Below are 20203 nucleotides of genomic sequence, written 5' to 3'. Positions count from 1 at the left end.
CGACGTTGTTCAGCTCCGCGCGAAGCGGAACGTGCGCACCTCGAACGCGTCCACGGCGAACGCCGCGTCGATCGAGGACGTGTGTGCGGAGCCCTCGGGCAGAGGCTCCTCGAGCAGCGAGACCTCGACGGGGTCGCCGAAGGGCCCGTCGACGGCGATCGAACCGGTCCCCCGGCGGCCCGCAGGCTCGTACACCCGCACGACGAGGTCGCCGGAGCGGTCGTCGGCGAGCTTCACGCTCGACACGACGACGTCGCCGGACACCTGCACGAGGGGCGCGAAGCCATGGTCACCCGTGACGGTGCGCGACGCCGTGTTCATGAGCGTCCCGGCGGTCGTGGCCCCTGCGATGTCGGTCCCGATGACCAGCCCGAACCGGTGCGTCTGCACACCCTGGTCGGTCTCCGGGTCGGGGAACCGCGGCGCGCGGAGGAGCGAGAGCCGGACCGTGGTGGTGACGTGCCCGTCGACGGCGTCGCGGGTGGTGTCGAACCCGTGGATGGAGTCGTTGACCAGGGCGACCCCGAACCCGGGCTCCTCGACGAGCACATAGCGGTGCATCGAGGTCTCGAACTTCGCGGCCTCCCACGAGGTGTTCGTGTGCGTCGCACGCTTCTGCGCGCCGAACTGGGTCTCGGCGACGGTGTGCTCGGCGCGGACGTCGAGCGGGAAGGCGACCTTGAGGAACTTCTCGGTCTCGTGCCAGTCGGTGGTCTGGTCGATCTCCAGGGTGCGCGATCCCGGCGCGAGGGTGATCTCCTGCGTCAGCGTCGACGCGCTGAACGCCCGCTCCACCACGACCCGGGCGGTGCCGTCCGCGTCGACCGAGCCGGTGAGCCCGGTCACCTCGTCGAGGTCCTCGACCCGGTTCCGGTAGTACCGGTCGACGTCCCACGCGTCCCACATGTTCGGGAAGTCCTGGTGGAGCTGGAGCAGGTTCGCCGCCTGTCCCGGCGCGATCGCCTCTCGTCCGGTGCTGCGGTCGGCCGCGCTGGTGACGAGCCCCCTGGCGTCGACGACGACGCGCACCAGGTCGTTCGTGAGCACGAACCCGCCGTCGACCGCGTCGAGGGCGACCGGGGCCGCGACGGTGACGTCCGCGGCGAGCGTCGCGCCGAGCGCGGAGGCGCCGGACTGGAGGCTCGGGGCCGGGTTGGCCACGACGGTCCGGTCCCCGGCACCGACGAGCGCCGACAGGGCGGCGGCGATGAGGGCCTCCAGGCGGTCCGCGACCTCCGCGTACTTCGCCACCGCCTCGCGGTGGACCCACGCGATCGACGTGCCGGGGAGGATGTCGTGGAACTGCTGGAGGAGCACCTGCTGCCAGAGCGCGTCGAGTTCGTCGTACGGGTAGACGAAGTCGGTCCGGGCGGCGGCGGTCGCGGCCCACAGCTCAGCCTCCACGAGCAGGTGCTCGCTCCGGCGGTTGCCCTGCTTGGTCTGGTGCTGGCTGGTCAGCGTGGCACGGTGCAGCTCGAGGTAGAGCTCCCCCACCCACACCGGCGGATCGGGCAGCTCGGCCTTCGCCCGGTCGAAGAACACGTCGGGATGCTCCCACGTCACGCGGGCGCTCCCCTCGAGGTCGGCCAGTCGCGCAGCGGTACCGGTCATCTCACGCGTGGTCCCACCGCCGCCGTCGCCCCAGCCCACCGGGGCGATCGACCCCGACGCCAGCCGGTTCTCCCGGAACTGCCGCGATGCCTTGGCGACCTCGGACCCGGACAGCCGCGAGTTGTACGTGTCCATCGACGGGAAGTGCGAGAACACCCGCGATCCGTCGATGCCCTCCCACAGGAACGTGTGGTGCGGGAACTTGTTCACCTGGTTCCACGAGATCTTCTGCGTGAAGAACCACTCGAAGCCCGCGCGGCGCATCAGCTGCGGCAGAGCCGGCGAGTACCCGAAGCTGTCCGGCAGCCACACGCCCTTCGGGCGGATGCCGAACTCACGCTCGAAGAACCGCTGTCCCTGCGTGAACTGGCGCACGATGCTCTCGCCGGTCGGCATCACCGTGTCGGATTCGACCCACATCCCGCCGAGCGGCAGGAAGCGTCCGGCGGCGACGGCGTCCTTGACCCTGGCGTAGACCTCAGGCCGGTGTTCCTTGATCCAGGCGTACTGCTGCGCGCTGGACATGCCGTAGAGGAAGTCGTCGGTCTGGTCGATGAGCTCCGTCATCGTGGACGAGGTCCGCGCGACCTTCCGGATGGTCTCCCGCACCGGCCAGAGCCATGCGGAGTCGATGTGTGCGTGCCCGACGGCGGAGATCCGGTGTGCAGATGCCTCGGCGGGCGAGGCGAGCACATCGGCGAGCGCCGCGCGGGCACCGGGCGCCGTTGCCGCGATGTGCTGCAGGTCGAGGGCGTCGAGCGCGTCGTCGAGCGCCTGCAGGATGCGCATGCGCCGCGGGCCCTCCGGCAGCTCCGCCTGGAGTTCGAGGAGCACGTCGATGTCGAGTGCGAGCTCGTGTACCTCGGACTCGAAGACGGCGAGGTCCATCCGGCGGCTCGTGTACAGCCGCTTCGACGACGAGGTCTGGATGTCGCCCTCGTGCGTGACGAGGAAGGGGTGGTAGTCGAGCAGCACCGGGTTCGACGCCGCCTCGACGAAGAAGTCGACGGTCGCTCCGCCGACGGCCTCCTCCGCGACGAGCACCCACTGGTTCCTGGGGTTGATCGACTTCACCGGGGTGCCGTCGGCGAGGTACACGAGCCCCTCGCACTGGAACCCCGGCATGTTGATGTCGAAGCCGAGGTCGATCACGGCCTCCACCCGCCGACCGGCCCACTCGACCGGCACCGTCCCGGTCAGCCGGAACCACGTCGTCCCCCACGCGGCACCCCAGGTCGTCCCGACTTCGTACGGCTCGAATGTCAGCGCGAGCCCCTCCGCGGGCGGGATCGGCTCGCCGGGCAGCTCGTGCCACGCGGTCTCGAGTGGCGTCGCCGTGGCGTGCACCGCAGGTCGGATCCGCTCGTCGAGGACGCGTCGGGCTCGGCCGGTGGTGAGGGGGATGTCGTCGTGCATGGTGCCTTCCGGAGACGGGGTGGGTCAGGGCATCGTCGCGGGGTGCGCGACCGCGAGCGGGGTGGAGGTGCTGGCGTCGGTCGGGACGTCGACGCAGGTGGTGATGCCGCGTGCGGCGAGGAGCGGTGTGTCGCCGAGGCGCGAGCGCAGGACGACCTGCGGGCCGCGGCCGTGCTCCTCGGCGAGCGCCAGCCACGCGGCGGCGAACCGGCCGCCCGGCGCACTGTCGGCCCTGGTCATCGGGAGCGGCGCGCCGGCGGCGTCGACGTCGTCGAGCACCAGTCCGAGCTCCGAGCCGGTGGACGCGGGGCGTCGGGTGTCGCCGGAGGCGGTGGCCACCTCGCGGAAGCGCTCCCCCGTCGGCTTCACCCGGCCGTCGTTCGTGAGCAGGCCGAGGTCGTACTCGAGCTCCGGGAAGTCCGCGAGTGAGCGGGACACGTCGTGCGAGCACCACCACGTCACCCCGAGCAGGTGCTGCACGTCGAGGGCGTGCCGGATGGTCTGCTCGGTGAAGGACCCGGCGTCGGCCACATCCACGACGTTCGTCGGCGCGCCGACCTCCTGCAGCCAGTTCGGTCGGGCCGCGTCGCGGTTCCACGCCGCCGCGAGCTGCAGCAGGTACTCCCCGTGCCGGACCGAACCGGCTCCGAGGGCGCCGTGCACCGCGGCCGAGCCGTTGAACACCCACGAGTGCGTGACGGTGGCGTCGCCGTGGTCGGCGGCGTGCTCGGGCCCGAACGGCTGCGCGTCGTCGTACCAGGCCGCGTCGTACTGGGCGACGGTGACCAGCGGCGCCGGGGCCGACCCGCTGCCGGAGGCGCGCGACGCGTCGGACGGGTGCCGAGCCTCCAGGCCGGCCGCGCCGGACGACAGGCTCGACGCGCCGGACGACGCGCCGGACGCGCCGGACGACAGGCCGGACCGCGCCGCGGCGACCATCCGTGCCGCCCACGCGTGTCCCTCGGCCGCCGTGATGTCGTGCGGGGACGGGTGCGGCGCGTGCGCGAACTGGTTGACCTCGTTGCCGATCGTGATGCCGAGCAGGTTCGGCCGGTCACCCACCGCCGCGGCGAGGGCGTGCACGTACGCGGCCGTCGAGTCGACGACGTCCGGGTCGGTGAACATGTTCCGACGGTGCCACGAGTCGAGCCACGACGGCAGGAAGTCGAAGCTCGACAGGTGTCCCTGCAGCGCGTCGACGTTGACGTCGAGCCCGAACGACGCCGCGATGTCGACGACGCGGGCGACGTCCTCGAGCGCCGAGGCCCTGATCAGCGTCCGGTTCGGCTGCACCACGGGCCAGAGCGGGAAGATCCGCACGTGGTCGGCGCCGAGGGACGCGATCGCCTCGAGGTCGCGCGCCGTCTCGGAGCACGAGAAGTCGAGCCACGAGTGGAACCACCCCACCGATGGCGTGTAGTTGACCCCGAAGCGCATCAGCCCTTCACACCGCCCTCTTCCACACCCTTGAAGAAGAAGCGCTGCAGGACGGCGAAGATCACGGCGATCGGGATGAACGCGATCATGGTGCCGGCCGCGATCAGCCGCTGGTCGGTGCCGAACGTTCCGCGCAGGTACTCGAGCCCGACGGTCAGCGTCAGCTTCTCCGGGGACTGCAGGACGATGAGCGGCCAGAGGAAGTCGTCCCACGCGCCGATGAACGAGAAGATCGCGATGACGGCGATCGTGCCCTGGACGGCCGGGAGCGAGATGTACCGCAACCGCTGCCAGGCGTTCGCGCCGTCCATCACCGCGGCCTGGTCGATCTCGTCCGGGATCTGCCGGAACGCGTTGAACATGAGCAGCACGTTGAGGGCGGCGATCATGCCCGGCAGGGCGACGCCGACCAGGTTGTCGGCGAGGCCGAGGTCCTTCACGGTGACGAACTGGGAGATGATCGTCGCCTCTCCCGGCAGGACGAGCGTCGCGAGGAACAGTCCGAGGACGGCCTTGCGGAAGCGCCACTGGAGACGGGCGAGGGCGAAGCCGGCGAAGGTCGCGAACACGATGTTCCCGAGGACGTCGATCGCCGCGACGACGAGCGAGTTGCCGATGTACCCGAACACCGGGATCGCGTCGCCGACCCGAAGGTAGTTGCCGATCGTCGGTTGTGTCGGGATGAACGACGGGTTCGCCGTGTAGATGTCCTCGCCGGCGCCCTTCAGCGACGTCGAGAGCTGCCAGAGGAACGGGCCGATGGTGATGAAGAGCACCACGACGAGGAGGACGTAGCGGATCGCCTTCTCGCGGGTGGACATGACGCCCCAGGCGGCCCGGCGGCGGCGGGGCGGACGGGAGGCTCGTCCTCCGCCCGTCGCGCCGGCCACGTCCGGCGTCGGGCTGGCCGCGCCCTGTGCCCCGCCGAGGGCGGGTTCACTGGTGGTGGTCGTGTTGGTCATCGGTCCGCCCTGCTGTTGATCCGCGCGAGGGCGAGCATCGGGATGAGCGTCACGACGAAGAGCAACAGGCTCAGTGCCGACGCGTACCCGAGGTTGCCGGTGAAGCCCCGCGCGTACTGCTGGATGAGCATGACGATCGAGTTGTCCTGGCCGCCGGGGCCGCCCGTCCCGTTCGTCAGGATGTAGAGCTCGCTGAACACCCGGAGCGCACTCACGCACACCAGGATCCCGACGAGGGTCATCGTGCCGCGGACGCCGGGCATCGTGACCGACCAGAACCGACGAACCGCACCGGCGCCGTCGAGCGCTGCGGCCTCGTGCAGCTCCTTGCCGACGTTCCCGAGGGCCGCGAGGAAGATGATCATGTAGTACCCGAGGCCCTTCCAGACGGTCAGGCTGATCGCGCTGAACAGCAGGAGCCACCGGTCGGTGAGGAACGGGATGCTCCCGTGCACGATCCCGAGCGACTGCGCCATCTCGTTGATGACACCGCGGTCGTCGAGGATCCAGTTCCAGATCAGCCCGACGACCACGGCGCTGGCGATCACCGGCGTGTAGTACGCCGTGCGGAAGAAGGCGATGCCGGGCAGCTTCTGCTGGACGAGCACGGCCATGAGGAGCGGGAGGACCGTCAGGAGCGGCAGGCAGATCGCCATGTAGACGACGCTGTTGAGCAGCGCCTCCCACACCTGCGGGTCGGCGAGCAGCGTCTGGAAGTTCTGCAGACCGACCCAGCGGCTGACCCCACCGAGCGGGCTGGCGTTCGTGAACGACAGCCGGACGGTGTTGATCGACGGCCAGAGGCTGAACGCGACGAGCCAGACGAGTGCCGGCAGGACGAGCAGCCAGGGGGTGAACCAACGATTCGCGCGCATGGCGATCCTCCCTCTCTCTCTTCTTCGGGGCCGGATCAGCCGTTGGCGAGCAGGGTGTTCATCTTCGTCTGCGCCGTCTCGAGCGCCTGCTTCGCGGTCACCTGGCCCTTCATCGCGAGCGCGATCTGCTGGTCGAGGAAGTCCGTCATCGCGGAGTTCGCCTGGACCGGGTTGAGGTTCTTCGCGGTCTTCAGGGCCTCGTTCGCGAGCACGCGGGCCTTGCCGTTCACGGTGCCGTCGTCCTTCGAGAAGAACGGGTCCGACTGCGAGGACTTCGTCGACGGGAAGATGTTGACCTTGTGGGCGAAGGCCTCTTGGTTGTCGGCGTTCGTCATGAACTGCGCGAAGGCCTCGGCCGTGGCGAGGTGCTTCGACTTGCTCGACACCGACAGGCCCTGCACGTACAGCGGTGGGGTGTCGAGCGCCGGGGAGACCGTGACCTTGCCCTGCAGCGACGGGTTGTTCTTCTCGATGTCGCTCAGCGCGGTGGCGCCACCGGTCGTCCACGCGACCTTGCCCTGCGTGAACAGGGTGGAGTTGCCGAGGTAGTCGCTGTTCAGGACCGTGGAGGGCATGAGGCCGTCCTGGTAGGCCTTGGCGTACCGGTCGATGAGGTCGGCCGCCTTGGTCGAGTCCGCGAAGGTGAACTTCGTGCCGTCGGCGTTGATGATCTTCACGCCGGCGAGCGAGAAGTCGCTGAGGCCCGGCTTGCGGCTCATCAGGTAGTCGTCGGGGCAGGCCTTGTGCATCGTCTCGGCCTGCGTGAAGAGGTCGTCGACGGTCTTCGGCGGGTTGTCCGCGTCGAGCCCGCACTTGGCGAACATGTCGGAGTTCCAGTAGTCGACGTCGGTGTTGAGGTACCACGGGTAGCCGTACGTGCCGTCGAGCCCCTTGTACTGGTACGCATCGAGCGCCCCGGCGACGTAGGTGCTGGACAGCTTGCTGTCGTCCTTCGACACGTCCTGCAGGAATCCGCGCTTGGCCAGCGGCAGCGCGATGTCCGGCGGCAGGTTGATGACGTCGGGGAGCGAGTTGCTCGATGCCTGGCTGAGGACCTTGTCCGCGTAGCCGTCGCCGGGCTGGTCCTGGAGCTTGACCTTCGCGTCGGGGTACTCCTTCTCGAAGTCCGCGATCACGCCGTTGAGGTAGCCGGTGTACGTCGGCGTGAGCGCCCACGTCTGGAGCGTGATCGTGCCGGAGACTGAGCCGTCGCCGTTCGACGCGCCGCCGCCGGTGGAGCAGCCGGCGAGGACGAGCGCCGTGGCAGCGGCCCCGGCGAGGAGGGCGATGGCGCGCCCGGTGGTGTGTGTGGTCGTTCTCATCGCGTCGGACTCCCTTGTTCGTGGCGACTGAACCGGTTCAGTCCTGGTCGCCGAACCGGTGGATGTGCATGACTATGAAGAACTAAAACGCTATAGTCAAGTCCATGGCCAGCAAGCGACGAACGACGATCGCGGACATCGCCGCGAAGGCCGGCGTGTCGATCAGCGCCGTGTCGTTCGCGCTGAACGACCGCCCCGGGGTGTCCGACGCGACCCGCGCCAGGGTCCGGGCGGTCGCGCGCGAACTCGACTGGCAGCCGCACACCGCGGCGCGGGCGCTCGGGGGCGCTCGGGCCGGGTCGATCGGGTTCGTGCTGAACCGGCCCGCTCGCACACTCGGCACGGAGTCCTTCTTCGGCGACCTGATCTCCGGCATCCAACTCGGTCTCGCGGGGTCTCACGTCGGGATGAACCTGCTCGTCGCCCGCGATGCCGAGGAAGAGCTCCAGACCTACCGCGACTGGTGGAGCGGGCACCGGGTGGACGGTGTCGTGCTCATCGACCCGCGGCGCGACGATCCGCGACTCCGACTGCTCGCCGACCTCGGCATGCCGACCGTCGTCGTCGGATCGCACCCGTCCAGCACCGGCGCAGCACCGAGCGTGTGGATCGACGACTCGGAGGCGGCGGACACCGTGTTCCGCTACCTGCACGCACTCGGGCACCGGCGGATCGCACACGTAGCCGGGCGTCCGGAGTTCGAGCACACCGCGATGCGGATCGACCGACTCCGCTCGTTCTCGTCGACGCACGGGCTCACCGAGACCCTCTCGATCCCCACCGACTACTCGGCCGAGAGCGGTGCCGCCGCGACCAGGGACCTCCTCTCCCGCGCGGCACCACCGACGGCGATCGTGTACGACAACGACGTGCTCGCCGTCGCCGGCCTCGGCGTCGCGAGCGAGATGCGCCGGTCGGTGCCGGGTGCCGTGTCCATCGTGTCGTTCGACGACTCGGCGATGATCCAGCTCGTCCGACCCGCGATCACCTCCCTGACGCGTGACACCGTCGAGCTCGGGCAGCGCGCGGCGACCCTGCTCCGTCGACAGATCGACCTCGAGACCGTGCTGCCGTCCGAGCCGGGGCCGCTCCTGACCCTCAGCGTGCGCGAGTCGACGGGGCCGGCGCCGGCCTGACGACACGCCCACAGCGCGTTCGCGCGCGGGCCGCTCGGCGCGCACGACTTGACGACCGTTCGAACACACGTTCGAATACCGTCGTGGGACGGCGTCGCGAAAACCGGTGGCAGCCCCCGGAACACCCGGAGGTCGAACGTCCGCGCGCCTACTCCCTGTCCGACGACGCTCGCGGTCCGGACGCCTGCCACGCCGTCACGCCGGTGCCGGTGTGGGCATGGATCCAGTTCCCGACCTTCCACGTGCGCGTCAAGGCGTTCGCGAAGAGCTGGACCCGCGATGCCGTGCTCGTCGAGTGGGCGCAGTTCGGGCAACAGGCCGAGGCGTGGGTCTGGCGATCAGCCGTCAAACACCGGACACTCAGGGCCGATCAGGGGCGGAAGGAGCGCTGAGAGTCCGTATGACGCACTCGATTGACACAGCACACCGCGAGCGAGATCGTTTACGGAGTGCGGGGACGCAAAGAATCTCGATCATCGAGATTTCTGGGTCGGAACGCACGACCGGAAGGAGGCACGATGAAGCGCAGTGAGGTGCCGTCCTGGGTCGCACACGTGCTCACGCCGCCCGAGGTCATCGCCGCCTACGTCGACCGCCGCGTGAACGATCCGGCGCTCCTGTCGGGTGAGCAGCACGAACCGACCTACGCCGACTTCCTCCGCGAGGAGTAGACGGTCACGCCGACGCTCGCCGCGGTGACGCACGCAAGCGCCAGGACTTCGACGAGTGACAACGCCTCGTGGAGCACGAGGAGTCCGGCGAGCGCGGCGACCGCGGGGCCGAGGCTCTGCAGGATGCCGAACACGCGCGTCGGCATGCGTCGCAGCGCGAGCATCTCCAACGCGTAGGGCAGCACGCTCGACAGCACCGCGACCGCGCCGAAGACGACGAGCAGCGTCGGGTCGGCGACGATGCCCGTCACGGCGGCGCGGAGTCCGAACGGCAGGGACACCAGCATCGCGACGAGCATCGACACCGCGAGCCCGTCGACGCCGGGGATGATCGATCCGACGTGCCGGTTCATCACGATGTAGCCGGCCCAGCACACCGCGGCGGCCACGGCGAACGCGATGCCGCCGAGCTGCGTGACCGCGGACGGCCCGACACCGAGCAAGACGACGCCGGCGAGCGCCAGGACCGCCCAGAGCACGTCGCGCCACCGTCGGGTGTGCACGAGCGACAGTGCGAGTGGGCCGAGGAACTCGATCGTGACGGCGACCCCGATGGGGATGCTCGCGAAGGCCAGGTAGATGAAGACGTTCATGCCACCGAGCGCCAGGCCGAGGCCGATCGCGCCGAGCCACTGCGCCCGGTTCCAGTGCCGGACACGGGGACGGACGACGAGTGCGAGCACGACCGCACCGATCACGAGCCGGAGCGTGGCGGCGCCGACGGAGCCGACCTCGTCGAAGCGGGTCTTCGCGATGGCGGCGCCGAGCTGCACGGAGACGATCGCGGCGAGCGCCAGCAGGGGCGTGGGCACACGGGTCATCCGAGCGGGCCCCGCTTCATCCCAGGTAGGCGAGCACGGCGAGGACGCGGCGGTGGTCCTCGCCGGTGTCCTCGAGCGCGAGCTTGGCGAAGATGCTCGACACGTGCTTCTCGACGGCGCCGGTGCCGATGACGAGTGCTCGGGCGATGGCGGCGTTGGTCCGGCCCTCTGCCATCAGCCCCAAGACCTCGCGCTCGCGCGGCGTGAGCGCCTCGAGCGGGTCGCGGCGGCGGCTCATCAGCTGTGTGACGACCTCGGGATCGAGGACGGTGCCGCCGGAGGCGATCCGTCGGACGGCGTCGTCGATCTCCTCGAGCCGCGTGACACGGTCCTTGAGCAGGTAGCCGATGCCCGACGAGCCCGACGCCAGGACGTCTTCGGCGTAGGTGGCCTCGACGTACTGGGACAGGAGCAGCACCCCGGTGGCCGGTGCGAGTCGGCGGGTCTCGACGGCGGCGCGGACACCCTCGTCGGTGAAGGTCGGCGGCATCCGGACGTCCATGATCACGACGTCGGGGGCGCCATCGGGCAGCGTCGCGAGGAACGAGACGGCGTCGGCGTACTGCCCGACGACCTCGATGCCCGCTTCTTCGAGGACGCGGGACAGCCCCTCGCGGAGCAGGACCGCGTCGTCGACGACGACGGCCCGGATGCGTGCTGCATCCGGGCCGTCGGTCATGCCCCAACCCTACCGGGAGACGGGGACCCTAGCGGGCGACGGGTACTCCGTTCAGTGCGCCGAGCGGGATGCGCGCGGTGGCCTCGGTCGGACCACCCTCGGGGCTCGACACCGTCAGCTCACCGTCGAGGGCTCGCATGCGCCCCATGAGCCCCTCGATGCCGTGGCCCTCCTGCACGCTCGCTCCCCCGACGCCGTCGTCCGTGACGCTGACCGTGAGGTACCAGACCGAGGAGGTGTCCACCACGAGCCCGAGGTACACGCCGGCCGTCGACGCTCCGGCGTGCTTCGTGGTGTTCGTCAGGAGCTCGGACACCGTGAAGTACACGTTCCGCTGGATCTCCGTCGCGAGCTCGAGCCCGTCCGGCAGGCGGACGTCGAGGCCGACGGGGATCGGGGTGCGTGCGACGAGGGCCTCGAGCGCGGCGACCAGCCCGCGGTCGAGCAGGATCGGCGGCGCGAACCCGCGGGAGAGCGCGCGGAGCTCGTCGAGCGCGTCCTTCGCGTGCTCCGACGCCTCGCCGATGAGCTGCTTCGCCTTGTCCGGGTCCTTGTCGAACGCACGCTCTGCGGCCGAGAGGTCCATCCGCAACCGCACGAGGCGCTGCTGCGGGCCGTCGTGCAGGTCACGCTCGATCTGTCGGAGCGCCTGTCCCTCTGCGGTCACCGCACCAGCGCGGGAGGCCTGGAGCCCGGCGACCCGACGCTCGAGCACCTCGGCACGGAATCCGCCGAGCAGCCCGAAGTCGACCCAGTAGTGCGCGAGCACGGAACCGCGTGCCCAGAGCGGGAACAGCACGACCGAGGCCGAGACGCTCACGGCGCAGGCCAGCGCCCCGAGGATCCACGCCCAGCTCTGGTCGAAGCTGTTCTGCATCAGGAAGACGTTGATGTCCCAGCCGTAGCGCAGCGCGGTGAACCCGGCGACGAACGGCCCGAAGAACCCGACGACGAGCAGCGCACCGGCGCCCACCGTGACGAGCGCGGTGAGCGGGTAGACGACCGCCGCGTGCAGCAGGTAGAGCCAGTAGTGCGGGTTCGCGACCGCCGATCCCGTCCGCGTCCACCAGTTCTGCTGCCAGCGCGGCGTCCAGTCCACCGGGCGGATCGGCCGCGGGTCGGCCCACGAGATGCGGAGCCGCTCGAACTGGCCGAGCCACCGCGCCACGAACAGCGCGATGAAGAACATCAGCAGGACGAACGGGTTGAAGAGGTCGCGGAACCCGCCGCCGAGGACCGCAGCGGGGAAGACGAAGTAGAGCGTGCAGAGCAGCACCGCCGTCAGCGCCATGTAGCCGAAGTCGCGCGGGAGCCGCTTCCATGCCTCGCGGTAGAACGAGCCTGCGGTGGGCTGCGGGGGCATGGGCGGTGTGGCTCCTGGCGGTGCGGGAATGGCGTCGTCCAGCGGCACGGTGATTGCCTGGTCGAGACGGTCGGTGTCGGTCATGGCTCAAGCCTCGCGAACACGGGCTTCCCACCCCATCCTGCCCCCTCCCGGATCCGGGGTGGGGATAACCCCACCCCGATCGGACCGCGCACAGTATGTTGCATCCATGGACGCAGCTGTTCGAGACCGATGGATCGCCCTCGCCGCGGTCGTCGCCGCCCTCGTCCCCGCGCTGAGCGGTTTCGCGGGCCTGGTGACCCTGACGCAGTGGGACCCGGGGACGGTCGCCCTGCGCGTCGGCGCCGTCCTCGGCGGGCTCGCGGCGGTCGTCGTGGGGTGGGTCGCGTGGCGTCGGAGCGACCGCACGACGCTCGGGTTCGCACTGGCGGCGCTCTGCTTCGCGCTGAGCTGGGTCCCACTGGGTGCGCTGTCGTTCCCCGTCTCGACGATCCTGTCGATCGCGTCGGAAGCCCTGCTCATCGCGTTCGGCGTCGTGGTGCTCCAGCGCAGCACCGGCGCGACGCGGATCGCCGGCTGGGTGATCGCCGTCGCCGCCGCGGTGTGGCTGCTCGGTGGACTCGGACTCTGGTTCGCGGCCCTCCCACAGGTGACACAGACCATGCTCAGCGTCCTCTTCGCGATCCCGGCGGTCGCCCAGATCGTCGCGTTTCTCGCCGCCGCCGCGCTCTTCGTCGGCCCGCTCCTCCGTCCAGTCCGCTCCGGAGGGCGCTACCTCTGGACCACGGCAGACGTGCGCTGACACATGGCCGACGCGCTCCGCGCGCTGGTGGATGCGGTCGGACTCGACGTCGCGTACTGCGCCGAACTGGAGGCAGACCCCGACTCCGCCTGGACCCACCACTTCCCGACGGCGCGGTCCGGGCACCTGTGGATCGCCACGCAGTCCGGCACCATCTGGGTGGGGCGTGGCGACGAGACCGAGCTGCTCCAGCGCGGCAACGCCGCGCTCATCGCCCCGGGAGCACCGGCCTGGGTCGGGACGAGTTCCGCCCACGACCCACCACCACGGGTGTCCGACACGGACGCCTTCTTCGGCCTCCCGTTCCACAAGTCGGGAGTCCACCACGGGAGCGCGAGGTTCGGACCGCTCGCGTCGGAGGCGCTCCCGCTCCCCGACTTCGTGTCCACCATCGAGCACCCGGTTGCGGACGTGGACGTCGCGCTGACGTTGCAGCACCTGTCGGAGCAGGCCGCGCACCGGTGGCCGGGTCCGCAGCAGGACGCCCTCGCGCGGATGTTGGTCGTCACGCTCGTTGCAGCATGGCGCCCGCCGGTCCTCCGCGACAACAGCCTCACGCGCTGCATCAACGCCATCGCCGAACCGGGCCCACCGCCGACCGTGCCGGATCTCGCAGCGATCACGAACATCTCCGACCGCACGCTGCGCCGACGGTTCTCGGCCGAGACCGGGCTGTCACCGGATGCGTTCGTCCGGTGGTTCCGGACGCTCGCGGCCCGCAGGGCGCTCCTCAACGGGGACGATCCAGCAGCGGTCGCGTCCCGGTACGGCTACCCCTCGACCCGAGCGATGCGGCGCACGCTGACACGCGTCGAGCAGACCGTCACACGCCTGCCGTCCCCGGACGAGCAATCCCGAATCCTGCGGTGACCGATCCGGTTCACGAACCCCGGGGATCGGCGACCGGATCGGACACGACGAAATCGGAAGTCCTGCTCCGGCTGCCGCCGGTGGCACCCAGCAACGGCAGCTGTGACGTCAGACGAGGCCGGCGGCAACCTCGGGTGTCTCCTCGGGGATGCTCCAGGGCTCTTCGGTCATGCCGCCGCTCCCGCGGATGCGGAGCACGGTGCCATCGGCATCGCGGGTGAACACGATGTCCTCGTCGACGGAGCCGAAGCGGTTGCCGTGCGTCATGCGGAGGGTGTCCGCGTCGACCACCTCGAGGCGGGTGGGTGACTCGAGCGGATCGGGACCGGAGGGGTCGATCGCGAGCAGACGGTCGCCCACGCGCGCGATGTCGGTGACACCCCACGGGTTGGCGAACCGGCCGGTGTAGCTCGCCGCGACGGCGTCGTCCGTGACCGCGGCCCCGGGCGCGCCGGCGTCGGCAGCGGCGTCGAGCAGGTGCACGATCCCGGTCGCGAGGAGGGTCGCGGGGCCGGCGGCAGCACTGGTCATCACGGACACGACGAGCGACGACGCCGGGTCGAAGAGCGACTGCGTGATGTGCCCAGGAAAGCCGCCCGAGTGCCCGCGGATCTCGCGTCCGCCGATGCGGTCGACGATGAACCCGGCGCCGTAGCCGCGAGCGCTCGGGTCGTCGTCCGAGGCGCTCCACGACTTCCGCTGCGCGAGCCGCTTCGAGTGGTCGCTGAGCAAGTCACCCTGCCCGAGCACGTGTGCGGAGAAGTACCGGACGAGATCGCTCGCTGTGCCGTGGAAGCCGGTCGCCGCGGCCATCGCCCTGGTGTCGACGTGGGCGATGCGCTGCCGGGTCCGCGCGACGTGGAAGCCGGAGTAGCCGACGACGAAGTCGTCCTCCCTGGCCGGGTCGAAGTCCGGGCCGGTGTTCCGGAGACCCAGGGGCTCGACGATCGCCCGCCGCACGAACTCGTTGTAGGACGTGCCCGTCACCGCCGCGATGACGAGCCCGAGCAGCGAGTAGCCGAGGTTCGAGTAGTTGAACGACGACCCCGCAGGGACCTTCTGCCCGCGGTCCAGCACGAGCGACAGCAACTCCGACTCGTCCGGGAACGGGCGCTGCAGCGACCAGTAGTCGCCGTCGTGGCCGTCCCGGATGACGCCAGCGCCCATCTCCATGAGTTCGCGGATGGTCGCGTCGGCGATCGGTGAACCACCGTCGACCAGCGCCGGGACGTAGGTCCCGACGGTGTCGTCGAGGCGGAGCGACCCGCGCTCGGCGAGGAGCAGGAGCGCCGTCGCCGTGAACGTCTTCGAGTGCGAGGCGATCCGGAAGATGCTCTCCGTCGTCAGTGCTCGACCGGCTTCGACGTCCGCGTAGCCCCACGCGGCGGAGAACAGCTCCTCGCCCTGGTACCCGATCGCCACCTGCACGCCGGGAACCCGGAGCTGCCAGACCTTGTAGGCCACCCACTCGCGGACGTAGGGCAGGACGGTCTCGTACGCGGCACGGTTCGTCATGATCCCGAGCCTCCCATGTGCCAGGCTCGGAGCATGCGACACACGCCCCACTTCCTGATGACCGACGTCGACGAGGTCAAGCGGCTCGTCCGCGGGAACCCGTGGGCGACGATCGTGTCCCACACCGCCGCGGGGCTCGTCGCGTCGCACTACCCGTTCCTGCTCGAGGAGGCGTCGGACGACGAGATCGTCCTCGTGTCGCACGTGGGCCGCCCCGACGAGCAGGCGCACGAACTCGGCGAGCACGAGGTCCTCGTCGTCGTGCAGGGACCGCACGGCTACGTCTCCCCCGCCTGGTACCCCGCCGAGCAGTTCGTGCCGACCTGGAACCACGTCACGGCGCACCTCTGGGGCACGCCGGAGATCCTGTCCGACGAGGAGAACTTCCGCGTCCTCGGCGAACTCGTCGACCACTTCGAGCGCGAGATGCCGGAGCCGGTGTCGCTTGACGTCGACGAGGAGACCGCCAGGCGCATCGCGAAGGGCACCGTGGGCATCCGCATCCGGGTCACCCGGTTCGACGCCCGCGCGAAGCTGTCCCAGAACAAGGCGCCAGAGGTCGTCGACGACGTCATCGCCGGGCTCCGCGGCGACGGTCCCTACGCCTCGCCGGCACTCGCCGACGAGATGGAGCGCGTCCGGGGCGGTGTCCACGCGTGACCGAGGTCCTGCTCCGCACGATCCGCCGCATCGGCACGGCGGGGGCGCCGGCTGACGTGCTGGTCCGCGACGGCGTCGTCGTCGCGATCGCACCCGCCGGCACCGTCGACCCGTCCGGGCCGGACACCGACGTCGTCGAGGCCGGCGGCGCCTGGCTCGGACCAGGCCTCCACGACCACCACACGCACTTCGACCAGTGGGCGCTCGTCCGTCGGCGCGTCGACGTCTCGGCGTGCGACAGCGCCGAGGCCACGGCAGACCTGCTGGCCGAGGTCGCGCGCACCGGTGTCTCGGACCCGGTCCTCATCGGCCACGGCTACCGCGACGGGATGTGGCCCCGCCCTGCCCGACGCGCGCTGCTCGACCAGGCCGCACCGGGCCTCCCGGCGGTTGTCATCAGCGGTGACCTGCACGCGGTCTGGTGCAACGCGCTCGCCCTCACCCACTTCGCCGAGGCCCTCGGTCGGCCGCTCGCGGCCGGCGAGGACGGGGTCCTCCGCGAACAGGACGCGTTCGACGTGACGGGTGCGTTGTCGCAGGTACCGGACGCCGTGCTCGACGGGTACGTCGCCGACGCGGTGGAGGCCGGCGCAGCACGAGGGCTGACGAGCATCGTCGACCTCGAGATGCGCTTCGGGTTCGACCGCTGGGTCCGCCGGATCCGCGGCGGTACCGACGCGCTGCGGGTGTCGTCCGGCGTCTACCCCGTCGAACTCGACGACGTGATCGCCCGGGGGCTGCGCACCGGCGACGTCGCTCCTGGCACCAGGGGCCTGCTCACGATGGGGCCGTTCAAGGTCGTGACGGACGGGTCGCTCGGCACCAGGACCGCGGCGATGGCGACCGGCGAAGGGGTGCTCGCGTGGGAGTTCGACGAGCTCGTGGCGATCACCCGCCGAGCCGTGTCCGCCGGACTCGTGCCCGCGATCCACGCGATCGGCGACCGGGCGAACACCCTCGCGCTCGACGTGTTCGAGGCGGTCGGCGCCCGCGGGACGATCGAGCACGCCCAGCTGCTCGCGGACACGGACGTCGACCGATTCGCCCGGCTCGGGGTCGCCGCGTCCGTGCAGCCGGAGCACGCCATGGACGACCGCGACATCGCCGACCGCTACTGGGCGGCCTCGACCGATCGGGCGTTCGCGTTCGCGTCACTCGCCAGGGCCGGTGCCCGGGTGCTGCTCGGGTCGGACGCCCCGGTGGCGCCCCTCGACCCGTGGGTGTCGCTCGCCGCCGCCGTGGGGCGGGACCGGGACGGCCGGGAGCCGTGGCACCCGTCGGAGCGCATGTCGGCCCTGGCCGCCTGGACCGGCTCGACCGACGGTCGTGTCGGGGTGTCGGTCGGGGACGTCGCCGACCTCGTCCTCGTCGCGGTCGACCCGCTCGCGGCGCCCTCGGCCCAGCTGCGGGAGATGCCCGTCCTCGCCACTGCCGTCGCTGGACGGTGGACCCACCGCGACCTGTGACCGAGCGCTACTTCTGGTCCTTCGGGCACCAGTAGAGCTTCCGGCCGGCCATGTCGGCCATCCGGATCTCGGTGCCGCACACCCGGCACGGCTCGCCCTGGCGGTGGTACACCCAGTGCCGGTCCTTCCGGGAGCGGCGGGCCTTCTTGAGCTCCGCGTCGGACAGGCCGTCCATCGTCATCATCAGGCCGTCACGGACGCCGTCGTGCAACAGCGTCGACCAGTCCGCCCAGAGCGCCTTCGCCTGCTTGACGGTGATCTGCTTGCCGGGCTTGTACGGGTCGATCCGCTGCCGGAACAGCAGCTCGGCACGGTAGATGTTGCCGATGCCGCTCACCACGGCCTGGTCCATGAGGAGCTGCCCGATCGCGACGTTCCGCTTCCGGACGTTCTCGACGAAGGTCTTCTCCGCCTCGGGGCCGTCGTCGTTGATCGGGTCGGGGCCGAGCTTGTCGAGCGCCTTCTGGACCTCGGCAGGGGTCTCCACGACGCAGGCGGTGGGTCCGCGGAGGTCGGCGACGGTGTCCTCGGTGAGGAGCCGCACGCGGACCTGCCCGACGGGATCCGGCGGGAAGGACTCGATCGGGTCCTCGACCTTCTCCTGCTCGGCCATCCGGTAGCGGGCGAGTCGCGGCGCGCCGATCGACGTCAGCGACTCCTCGCCGTCGCCGTCCTCGGACAGCTGCTCGGCGGAGGAGACCATGCCCGCGAAGTCCCACGCCCCGTACAGGCCGAGGTGGACCCGGAGGAACAGGTCGTCCTCGAACTCGAGGAACATCTGCTTGCCGACGGCCCGGGCAGCGATCATGCGCTTGCCGTCGATCTTCGCGGCACCGGCGGCGAACCGCCCTTGCGGACTCGACACCTCGCAACGCTTGCCGACGAAGTGCCGGGTGAACTGGTTGGCGATGCGGTGGACGGAGTGACCCTCGGGCATGGTCCCTGTCTACTCGGCCGCGCCGTCGATCTGCTTACCGGCGATGTGCCCCGTCTGCTCGTACTCGGCGAGCTGCGCGATGCGGCGGGCGTGGCGCTCTTCGCCCGAGAACGGCTCCGCGATGAACAGGTCGACGAAGTCGATGACCTCGGCCTCGGTGTGCTGACGGGCACCGATCGAGATGACGTTCGCGTCGTTGTGCTGGCGGGCGAGGAGCGCGGTGGACTCGTTCCAGACCAGCGCCGCCCGGACGCCGGCGACCTTGTTCGCGGCGATCTGCTCGCCGTTGCCCGAACCGCCGAACACGACGCCGAGCGCCTGCACGCCGGCCATCTGGTCCTGCACGACGGCGTGCGCGGCGTTGATGCAGAACGAGGGGTAGTCGTCGAGCGCGTCGTACTCGGTCGGGCCGTGGTCCACGACCTCGTGACCCGCCTCGGCGAGGTGGTCGGCGAGGGTCTTCGAGAACTCGAGGCCGGCGTGGTCCGTTCCGAGGTGGATGCGCATGATCCGATCCTATTCCCGGCTGCGAGCGCCCCTCGCCACCACCACGAGGTACCGGCACTCGTCCTCGGTGTCGTTCCGGTAGGTCACCTCGGCCGGGTCGCCCAGCTCGATCCGGTCCCCCGCCGCGAGGGTCGTCGGCTCACCGCCGACGACGAGCCCGAGCTCGCCGTCGACGACCCAGATGCAGTGCCGCAGGAACGCGTACGCCGACGCCGGGTAGGTCACGGACGCACCGGCCGGGAGGCGCACCTCGGTGACGTCGACGGGGAAGTCCGCGCTCGACACGGGACGGCGGCGGTACCCGGTCTCGGGGTCGGTCCAGTGGTCGGCGGTCGCGCCGCGCTGGACGCCGGTCGCGTCCTCGGGGCTGCCGGACTCCGGCACCTCGCCCGGTTGTCCGCCGTCGGCTCCACGCTCGTCGAGCAACTGTGAGATCGTCAGGCCGAACGCCCCGGACAGCCGGCCGAGGATCGTCGCGGTCGGACTCGACACCCCGCGCTCGACACGGTTGATCATCGCGCGGGAGACGCCGGACTCCTCGGCCAGCTCCGTCAGGCTCCAGCGGCGCTCGTCGCGGAGTGCGCGGAGACGTTCACCGAGCACTCGATCGTCGTCTACCATCTGAGACATGGCGACAGCATATGCGACGAACGGTGGGTCCTCGGCGTCGGACGTGCTCGTCCGCGACTGCGAGCCCCGCGACCTGGACGTCGTCCACGCCCTGCACGTCGATGCCGTGCTGCACACCACGGCGATCTGGCAGGACGCACCGAACCCGCGGTCGTGGTTCGACACGTGGCTGTCCGACCGCCGCGCCGCCGGGTTGCCGGTGTTCGTGGCCGAGGTCGGCGGGGAGGTCGCCGGTTACGTGACGTACGGACCGTTCCGCCCGCACGACGGCTACCGGCACACGGTCGAGCACAGCGTCTACGTGCTGCCGGCGTTCCGGGGCCGTGGCATCGCGTCCGTGCTCATGCGCGCACTCGTCGCCCATGCGCGGCAGCGGGACCTGCACGTGATGATGGCCGGCATCTGCAGCGCCAACACGGGGTCGATCGCCCTGCACGAACGCCTCGGGTTCGAGGTCGTGGCGGTGCTGCCGGAGGTCGGACGCAAGTTCGACCGCTGGCTCGACCTGACGCTGATGCGACTCCCGCTGTCCTGACGACCG

20 protein-coding genes are annotated in these 20203 nt (G+C 70.7%); 8 read left to right on the top strand and 12 right to left on the bottom strand.

The window, feature by feature from the left end; translation table 11 throughout:
• Positions 1 to 9: 9 nt before the first annotated feature.
• From QK288_RS08395 to QK288_RS08375, 5 genes are read right to left on the bottom strand one after another with little or no spacing between them, the layout of a single operon-like run.
• Positions 10 to 3027, bottom strand: coding sequence for a glycoside hydrolase family 38 C-terminal domain-containing protein (locus tag QK288_RS08395; protein ID WP_281267348.1), 3018 nt, complete (start codon positions 3025 to 3027; stop codon positions 10 to 12).
• Between the two features lie 24 nt (positions 3028 to 3051).
• A complete protein-coding gene (locus QK288_RS08390) occupies positions 3052 to 4464 on the bottom strand; it encodes a glycosyl hydrolase (RefSeq protein WP_281267347.1) in 1413 nt (470 codons plus the stop codon).
• Complete coding sequence (locus QK288_RS08385; RefSeq protein WP_281267346.1) at positions 4464 to 5426, bottom strand: carbohydrate ABC transporter permease; 963 nt, start codon at positions 5424 to 5426, stop codon at positions 4464 to 4466. Before QK288_RS08385 ends, QK288_RS08390 begins: the two co-directional genes overlap by 1 nt.
• Positions 5423 to 6301 (bottom strand): sugar ABC transporter permease, encoded by an 879-nt coding sequence (locus QK288_RS08380; protein WP_281267345.1) that lies wholly within the window; start codon positions 6299 to 6301, stop codon positions 5423 to 5425. The genes QK288_RS08385 and QK288_RS08380 overlap by 4 nt, the downstream gene beginning before the upstream one ends.
• A 35-nt stretch (positions 6302 to 6336) precedes the next feature.
• The gene (locus QK288_RS08375; protein WP_281267344.1) at positions 6337 to 7623 is read right to left on the bottom strand and encodes a sugar ABC transporter substrate-binding protein; all 1287 of its coding nucleotides are present in this window, start codon (positions 7621 to 7623) and stop codon (positions 6337 to 6339) included.
• A gap of 104 nt (positions 7624 to 7727) precedes the next feature.
• On the opposite strand from QK288_RS08375, the gene QK288_RS08370 reads away from it, so the two are divergent.
• The 3 genes from QK288_RS08370 (at position 7728) to QK288_RS08360 (ending at position 9430) form a co-directional block, all read left to right on the top strand.
• Entirely contained in the window at positions 7728 to 8759 is a 1032-nt protein-coding gene (locus QK288_RS08370; protein WP_281267343.1) for a LacI family DNA-binding transcriptional regulator, read from the top strand.
• 83 nt (positions 8760 to 8842) lie between these two features.
• A complete protein-coding gene (locus QK288_RS08365; protein WP_281267342.1) occupies positions 8843 to 9151 on the top strand; it encodes a hypothetical protein in 309 nt (102 codons plus the stop codon).
• Between the two features lie 126 nt (positions 9152 to 9277).
• On the top strand, positions 9278 to 9430 hold the full coding sequence (locus QK288_RS08360; protein ID WP_281267341.1) for a hypothetical protein: 153 nt from the start codon (positions 9278 to 9280) through the stop codon (positions 9428 to 9430).
• Here QK288_RS08360 and QK288_RS08355 read toward each other — a convergent pair.
• The 3 genes from QK288_RS08355 to QK288_RS08345 are packed head-to-tail and all read right to left on the bottom strand — an operon-like array spanning position 9403 to position 12377.
• Positions 9403 to 10251 (bottom strand): EamA family transporter, encoded by an 849-nt coding sequence (locus QK288_RS08355; RefSeq protein ID WP_281267340.1) that lies wholly within the window; start codon positions 10249 to 10251, stop codon positions 9403 to 9405. The genes QK288_RS08360 and QK288_RS08355 overlap by 28 nt on opposite strands.
• Positions 10252 to 10267: 16 nt before the next feature.
• A complete protein-coding gene (locus QK288_RS08350) occupies positions 10268 to 10930 on the bottom strand; it encodes a response regulator transcription factor (RefSeq protein WP_281267339.1) in 663 nt (220 codons plus the stop codon).
• Between the two features lie 28 nt (positions 10931 to 10958).
• The gene (locus QK288_RS08345) at positions 10959 to 12377 is read right to left on the bottom strand and encodes a sensor histidine kinase (RefSeq protein ID WP_281267338.1); all 1419 of its coding nucleotides are present in this window, start codon (positions 12375 to 12377) and stop codon (positions 10959 to 10961) included.
• Between the two features lie 106 nt (positions 12378 to 12483).
• Here QK288_RS08345 and QK288_RS08340 point away from each other — a divergent pair, with 106 nt between their 5' ends.
• Both QK288_RS08340 and QK288_RS08335 read left to right on the top strand, forming a co-directional pair.
• The gene (locus tag QK288_RS08340; protein ID WP_281267337.1) at positions 12484 to 13077 is read left to right on the top strand and encodes a hypothetical protein; all 594 of its coding nucleotides are present in this window, start codon (positions 12484 to 12486) and stop codon (positions 13075 to 13077) included.
• 3 nt (positions 13078 to 13080) lie between these two features.
• Positions 13081 to 13947 (top strand): helix-turn-helix transcriptional regulator, encoded by an 867-nt coding sequence (locus QK288_RS08335; protein ID WP_281267336.1) that lies wholly within the window; start codon positions 13081 to 13083, stop codon positions 13945 to 13947.
• A 108-nt stretch (positions 13948 to 14055) separates the two neighbouring features.
• Here QK288_RS08335 and QK288_RS08330 read toward each other — a convergent pair whose 3' ends face one another.
• Complete coding sequence (locus QK288_RS08330) at positions 14056 to 15462, bottom strand: serine hydrolase (protein ID WP_281267335.1); 1407 nt, start codon at positions 15460 to 15462, stop codon at positions 14056 to 14058.
• Positions 15463 to 15495: 33 nt separating this feature from the next.
• Between QK288_RS08330 and QK288_RS08325 the strand changes: the two genes are divergently transcribed.
• A complete protein-coding gene (locus tag QK288_RS08325) occupies positions 15496 to 16122 on the top strand; it encodes an FMN-binding negative transcriptional regulator (protein WP_281267334.1) in 627 nt (208 codons plus the stop codon).
• Positions 16119 to 17588 carry an amidohydrolase family protein gene (locus QK288_RS08320; protein ID WP_281267333.1) on the top strand — a complete coding sequence of 490 codons (1470 nt, stop codon included), beginning with the start codon at positions 16119 to 16121 and terminating at the stop codon, positions 17586 to 17588. The genes QK288_RS08325 and QK288_RS08320 overlap by 4 nt, the downstream gene beginning before the upstream one ends.
• Before the next feature lie 7 nt (positions 17589 to 17595).
• Here the strand turns inward: QK288_RS08320 and QK288_RS08315 are convergent, their stop codons facing one another.
• Genes QK288_RS08315 through QK288_RS08305 form a run of 3 tightly spaced genes read right to left on the bottom strand, consistent with a single transcriptional unit; the run spans position 17596 to position 19662 of the window.
• Positions 17596 to 18525 carry a DNA-formamidopyrimidine glycosylase family protein gene (locus tag QK288_RS08315; protein ID WP_281267332.1) on the bottom strand — a complete coding sequence of 310 codons (930 nt, stop codon included), beginning with the start codon at positions 18523 to 18525 and terminating at the stop codon, positions 17596 to 17598.
• A gap of 9 nt (positions 18526 to 18534) precedes the next feature.
• Positions 18535 to 19032 (bottom strand): ribose-5-phosphate isomerase, encoded by a 498-nt coding sequence (locus tag QK288_RS08310; RefSeq protein ID WP_281267331.1) that lies wholly within the window; start codon positions 19030 to 19032, stop codon positions 18535 to 18537.
• A gap of 9 nt (positions 19033 to 19041) precedes the next feature.
• Positions 19042 to 19662: an XRE family transcriptional regulator gene (locus tag QK288_RS08305; RefSeq protein WP_281267330.1), complete on the bottom strand. Its 621-nt coding sequence runs from the start codon at positions 19660 to 19662 to the stop codon at positions 19042 to 19044.
• Here QK288_RS08305 and QK288_RS08300 point away from each other — a divergent pair.
• Positions 19661 to 20197 (top strand): GNAT family N-acetyltransferase, encoded by a 537-nt coding sequence (locus QK288_RS08300; RefSeq protein WP_281267329.1) that lies wholly within the window; start codon positions 19661 to 19663, stop codon positions 20195 to 20197. The two genes, QK288_RS08305 and QK288_RS08300, sit on opposite strands and share 2 nt — an antisense overlap.
• Positions 20198 to 20203: the final 6 nt, after the last annotated feature.

Source organism: Curtobacterium sp. 9128 (assembly GCF_900086645.1).
Taxonomy (GTDB): Bacteria; Actinomycetota; Actinomycetes; order Actinomycetales; family Microbacteriaceae; genus Curtobacterium.
Note: the sequence above shows the minus strand (reverse complement) of the source record. Positions and strands in the feature narration are given on the sequence as shown.

What these genes read in the sequence shown, in the direction of transcription:
- QK288_RS08395 (WP_281267348.1), bottom strand. Translation starts at nt 3,027, where the DNA reads ATGCACGACGACATCCCCCTCACCACCGGCCGAGCCCGACGCGTCCTC.
- QK288_RS08390 (WP_281267347.1), bottom strand. Translation starts at nt 4,464, where the DNA reads ATGCGCTTCGGGGTCAACTACACGCCATCGGTGGGGTGGTTCCACTCG.
- QK288_RS08385 (WP_281267346.1), bottom strand. Translation starts at nt 5,426, where the DNA reads ATGACCAACACGACCACCACCAGTGAACCCGCCCTCGGCGGGGCACAG.
- QK288_RS08380 (WP_281267345.1), bottom strand. Translation starts at nt 6,301, where the DNA reads ATGCGCGCGAATCGTTGGTTCACCCCCTGGCTGCTCGTCCTGCCGGCA.
- QK288_RS08375 (WP_281267344.1), bottom strand. Translation starts at nt 7,623, where the DNA reads ATGAGAACGACCACACACACCACCGGGCGCGCCATCGCCCTCCTCGCC.
- QK288_RS08370 (WP_281267343.1), top strand. Translation starts at nt 7,728, where the DNA reads ATGGCCAGCAAGCGACGAACGACGATCGCGGACATCGCCGCGAAGGCC.
- QK288_RS08360 (WP_281267341.1), top strand. Translation starts at nt 9,278, where the DNA reads ATGAAGCGCAGTGAGGTGCCGTCCTGGGTCGCACACGTGCTCACGCCG.
- QK288_RS08355 (WP_281267340.1), bottom strand. Translation starts at nt 10,251, where the DNA reads ATGACCCGTGTGCCCACGCCCCTGCTGGCGCTCGCCGCGATCGTCTCC.
- QK288_RS08350 (WP_281267339.1), bottom strand. Translation starts at nt 10,930, where the DNA reads ATGACCGACGGCCCGGATGCAGCACGCATCCGGGCCGTCGTCGTCGAC.
- QK288_RS08345 (WP_281267338.1), bottom strand. Translation starts at nt 12,377, where the DNA reads ATGACCGACACCGACCGTCTCGACCAGGCAATCACCGTGCCGCTGGAC.
- QK288_RS08340 (WP_281267337.1), top strand. Translation starts at nt 12,484, where the DNA reads ATGGACGCAGCTGTTCGAGACCGATGGATCGCCCTCGCCGCGGTCGTC.
- QK288_RS08335 (WP_281267336.1), top strand. Translation starts at nt 13,081, where the DNA reads ATGGCCGACGCGCTCCGCGCGCTGGTGGATGCGGTCGGACTCGACGTC.
- QK288_RS08330 (WP_281267335.1), bottom strand. Translation starts at nt 15,462, where the DNA reads ATGACGAACCGTGCCGCGTACGAGACCGTCCTGCCCTACGTCCGCGAG.
- QK288_RS08325 (WP_281267334.1), top strand. Translation starts at nt 15,496, where the DNA reads ATGCGACACACGCCCCACTTCCTGATGACCGACGTCGACGAGGTCAAG.
- QK288_RS08315 (WP_281267332.1), bottom strand. Translation starts at nt 18,525, where the DNA reads ATGCCCGAGGGTCACTCCGTCCACCGCATCGCCAACCAGTTCACCCGG.
- QK288_RS08310 (WP_281267331.1), bottom strand. Translation starts at nt 19,032, where the DNA reads ATGCGCATCCACCTCGGAACGGACCACGCCGGCCTCGAGTTCTCGAAG.
- QK288_RS08300 (WP_281267329.1), top strand. Translation starts at nt 19,661, where the DNA reads ATGGCGACAGCATATGCGACGAACGGTGGGTCCTCGGCGTCGGACGTG.
- QK288_RS08305 (WP_281267330.1), bottom strand. Translation starts at nt 19,662, where the DNA reads ATGTCTCAGATGGTAGACGACGATCGAGTGCTCGGTGAACGTCTCCGC.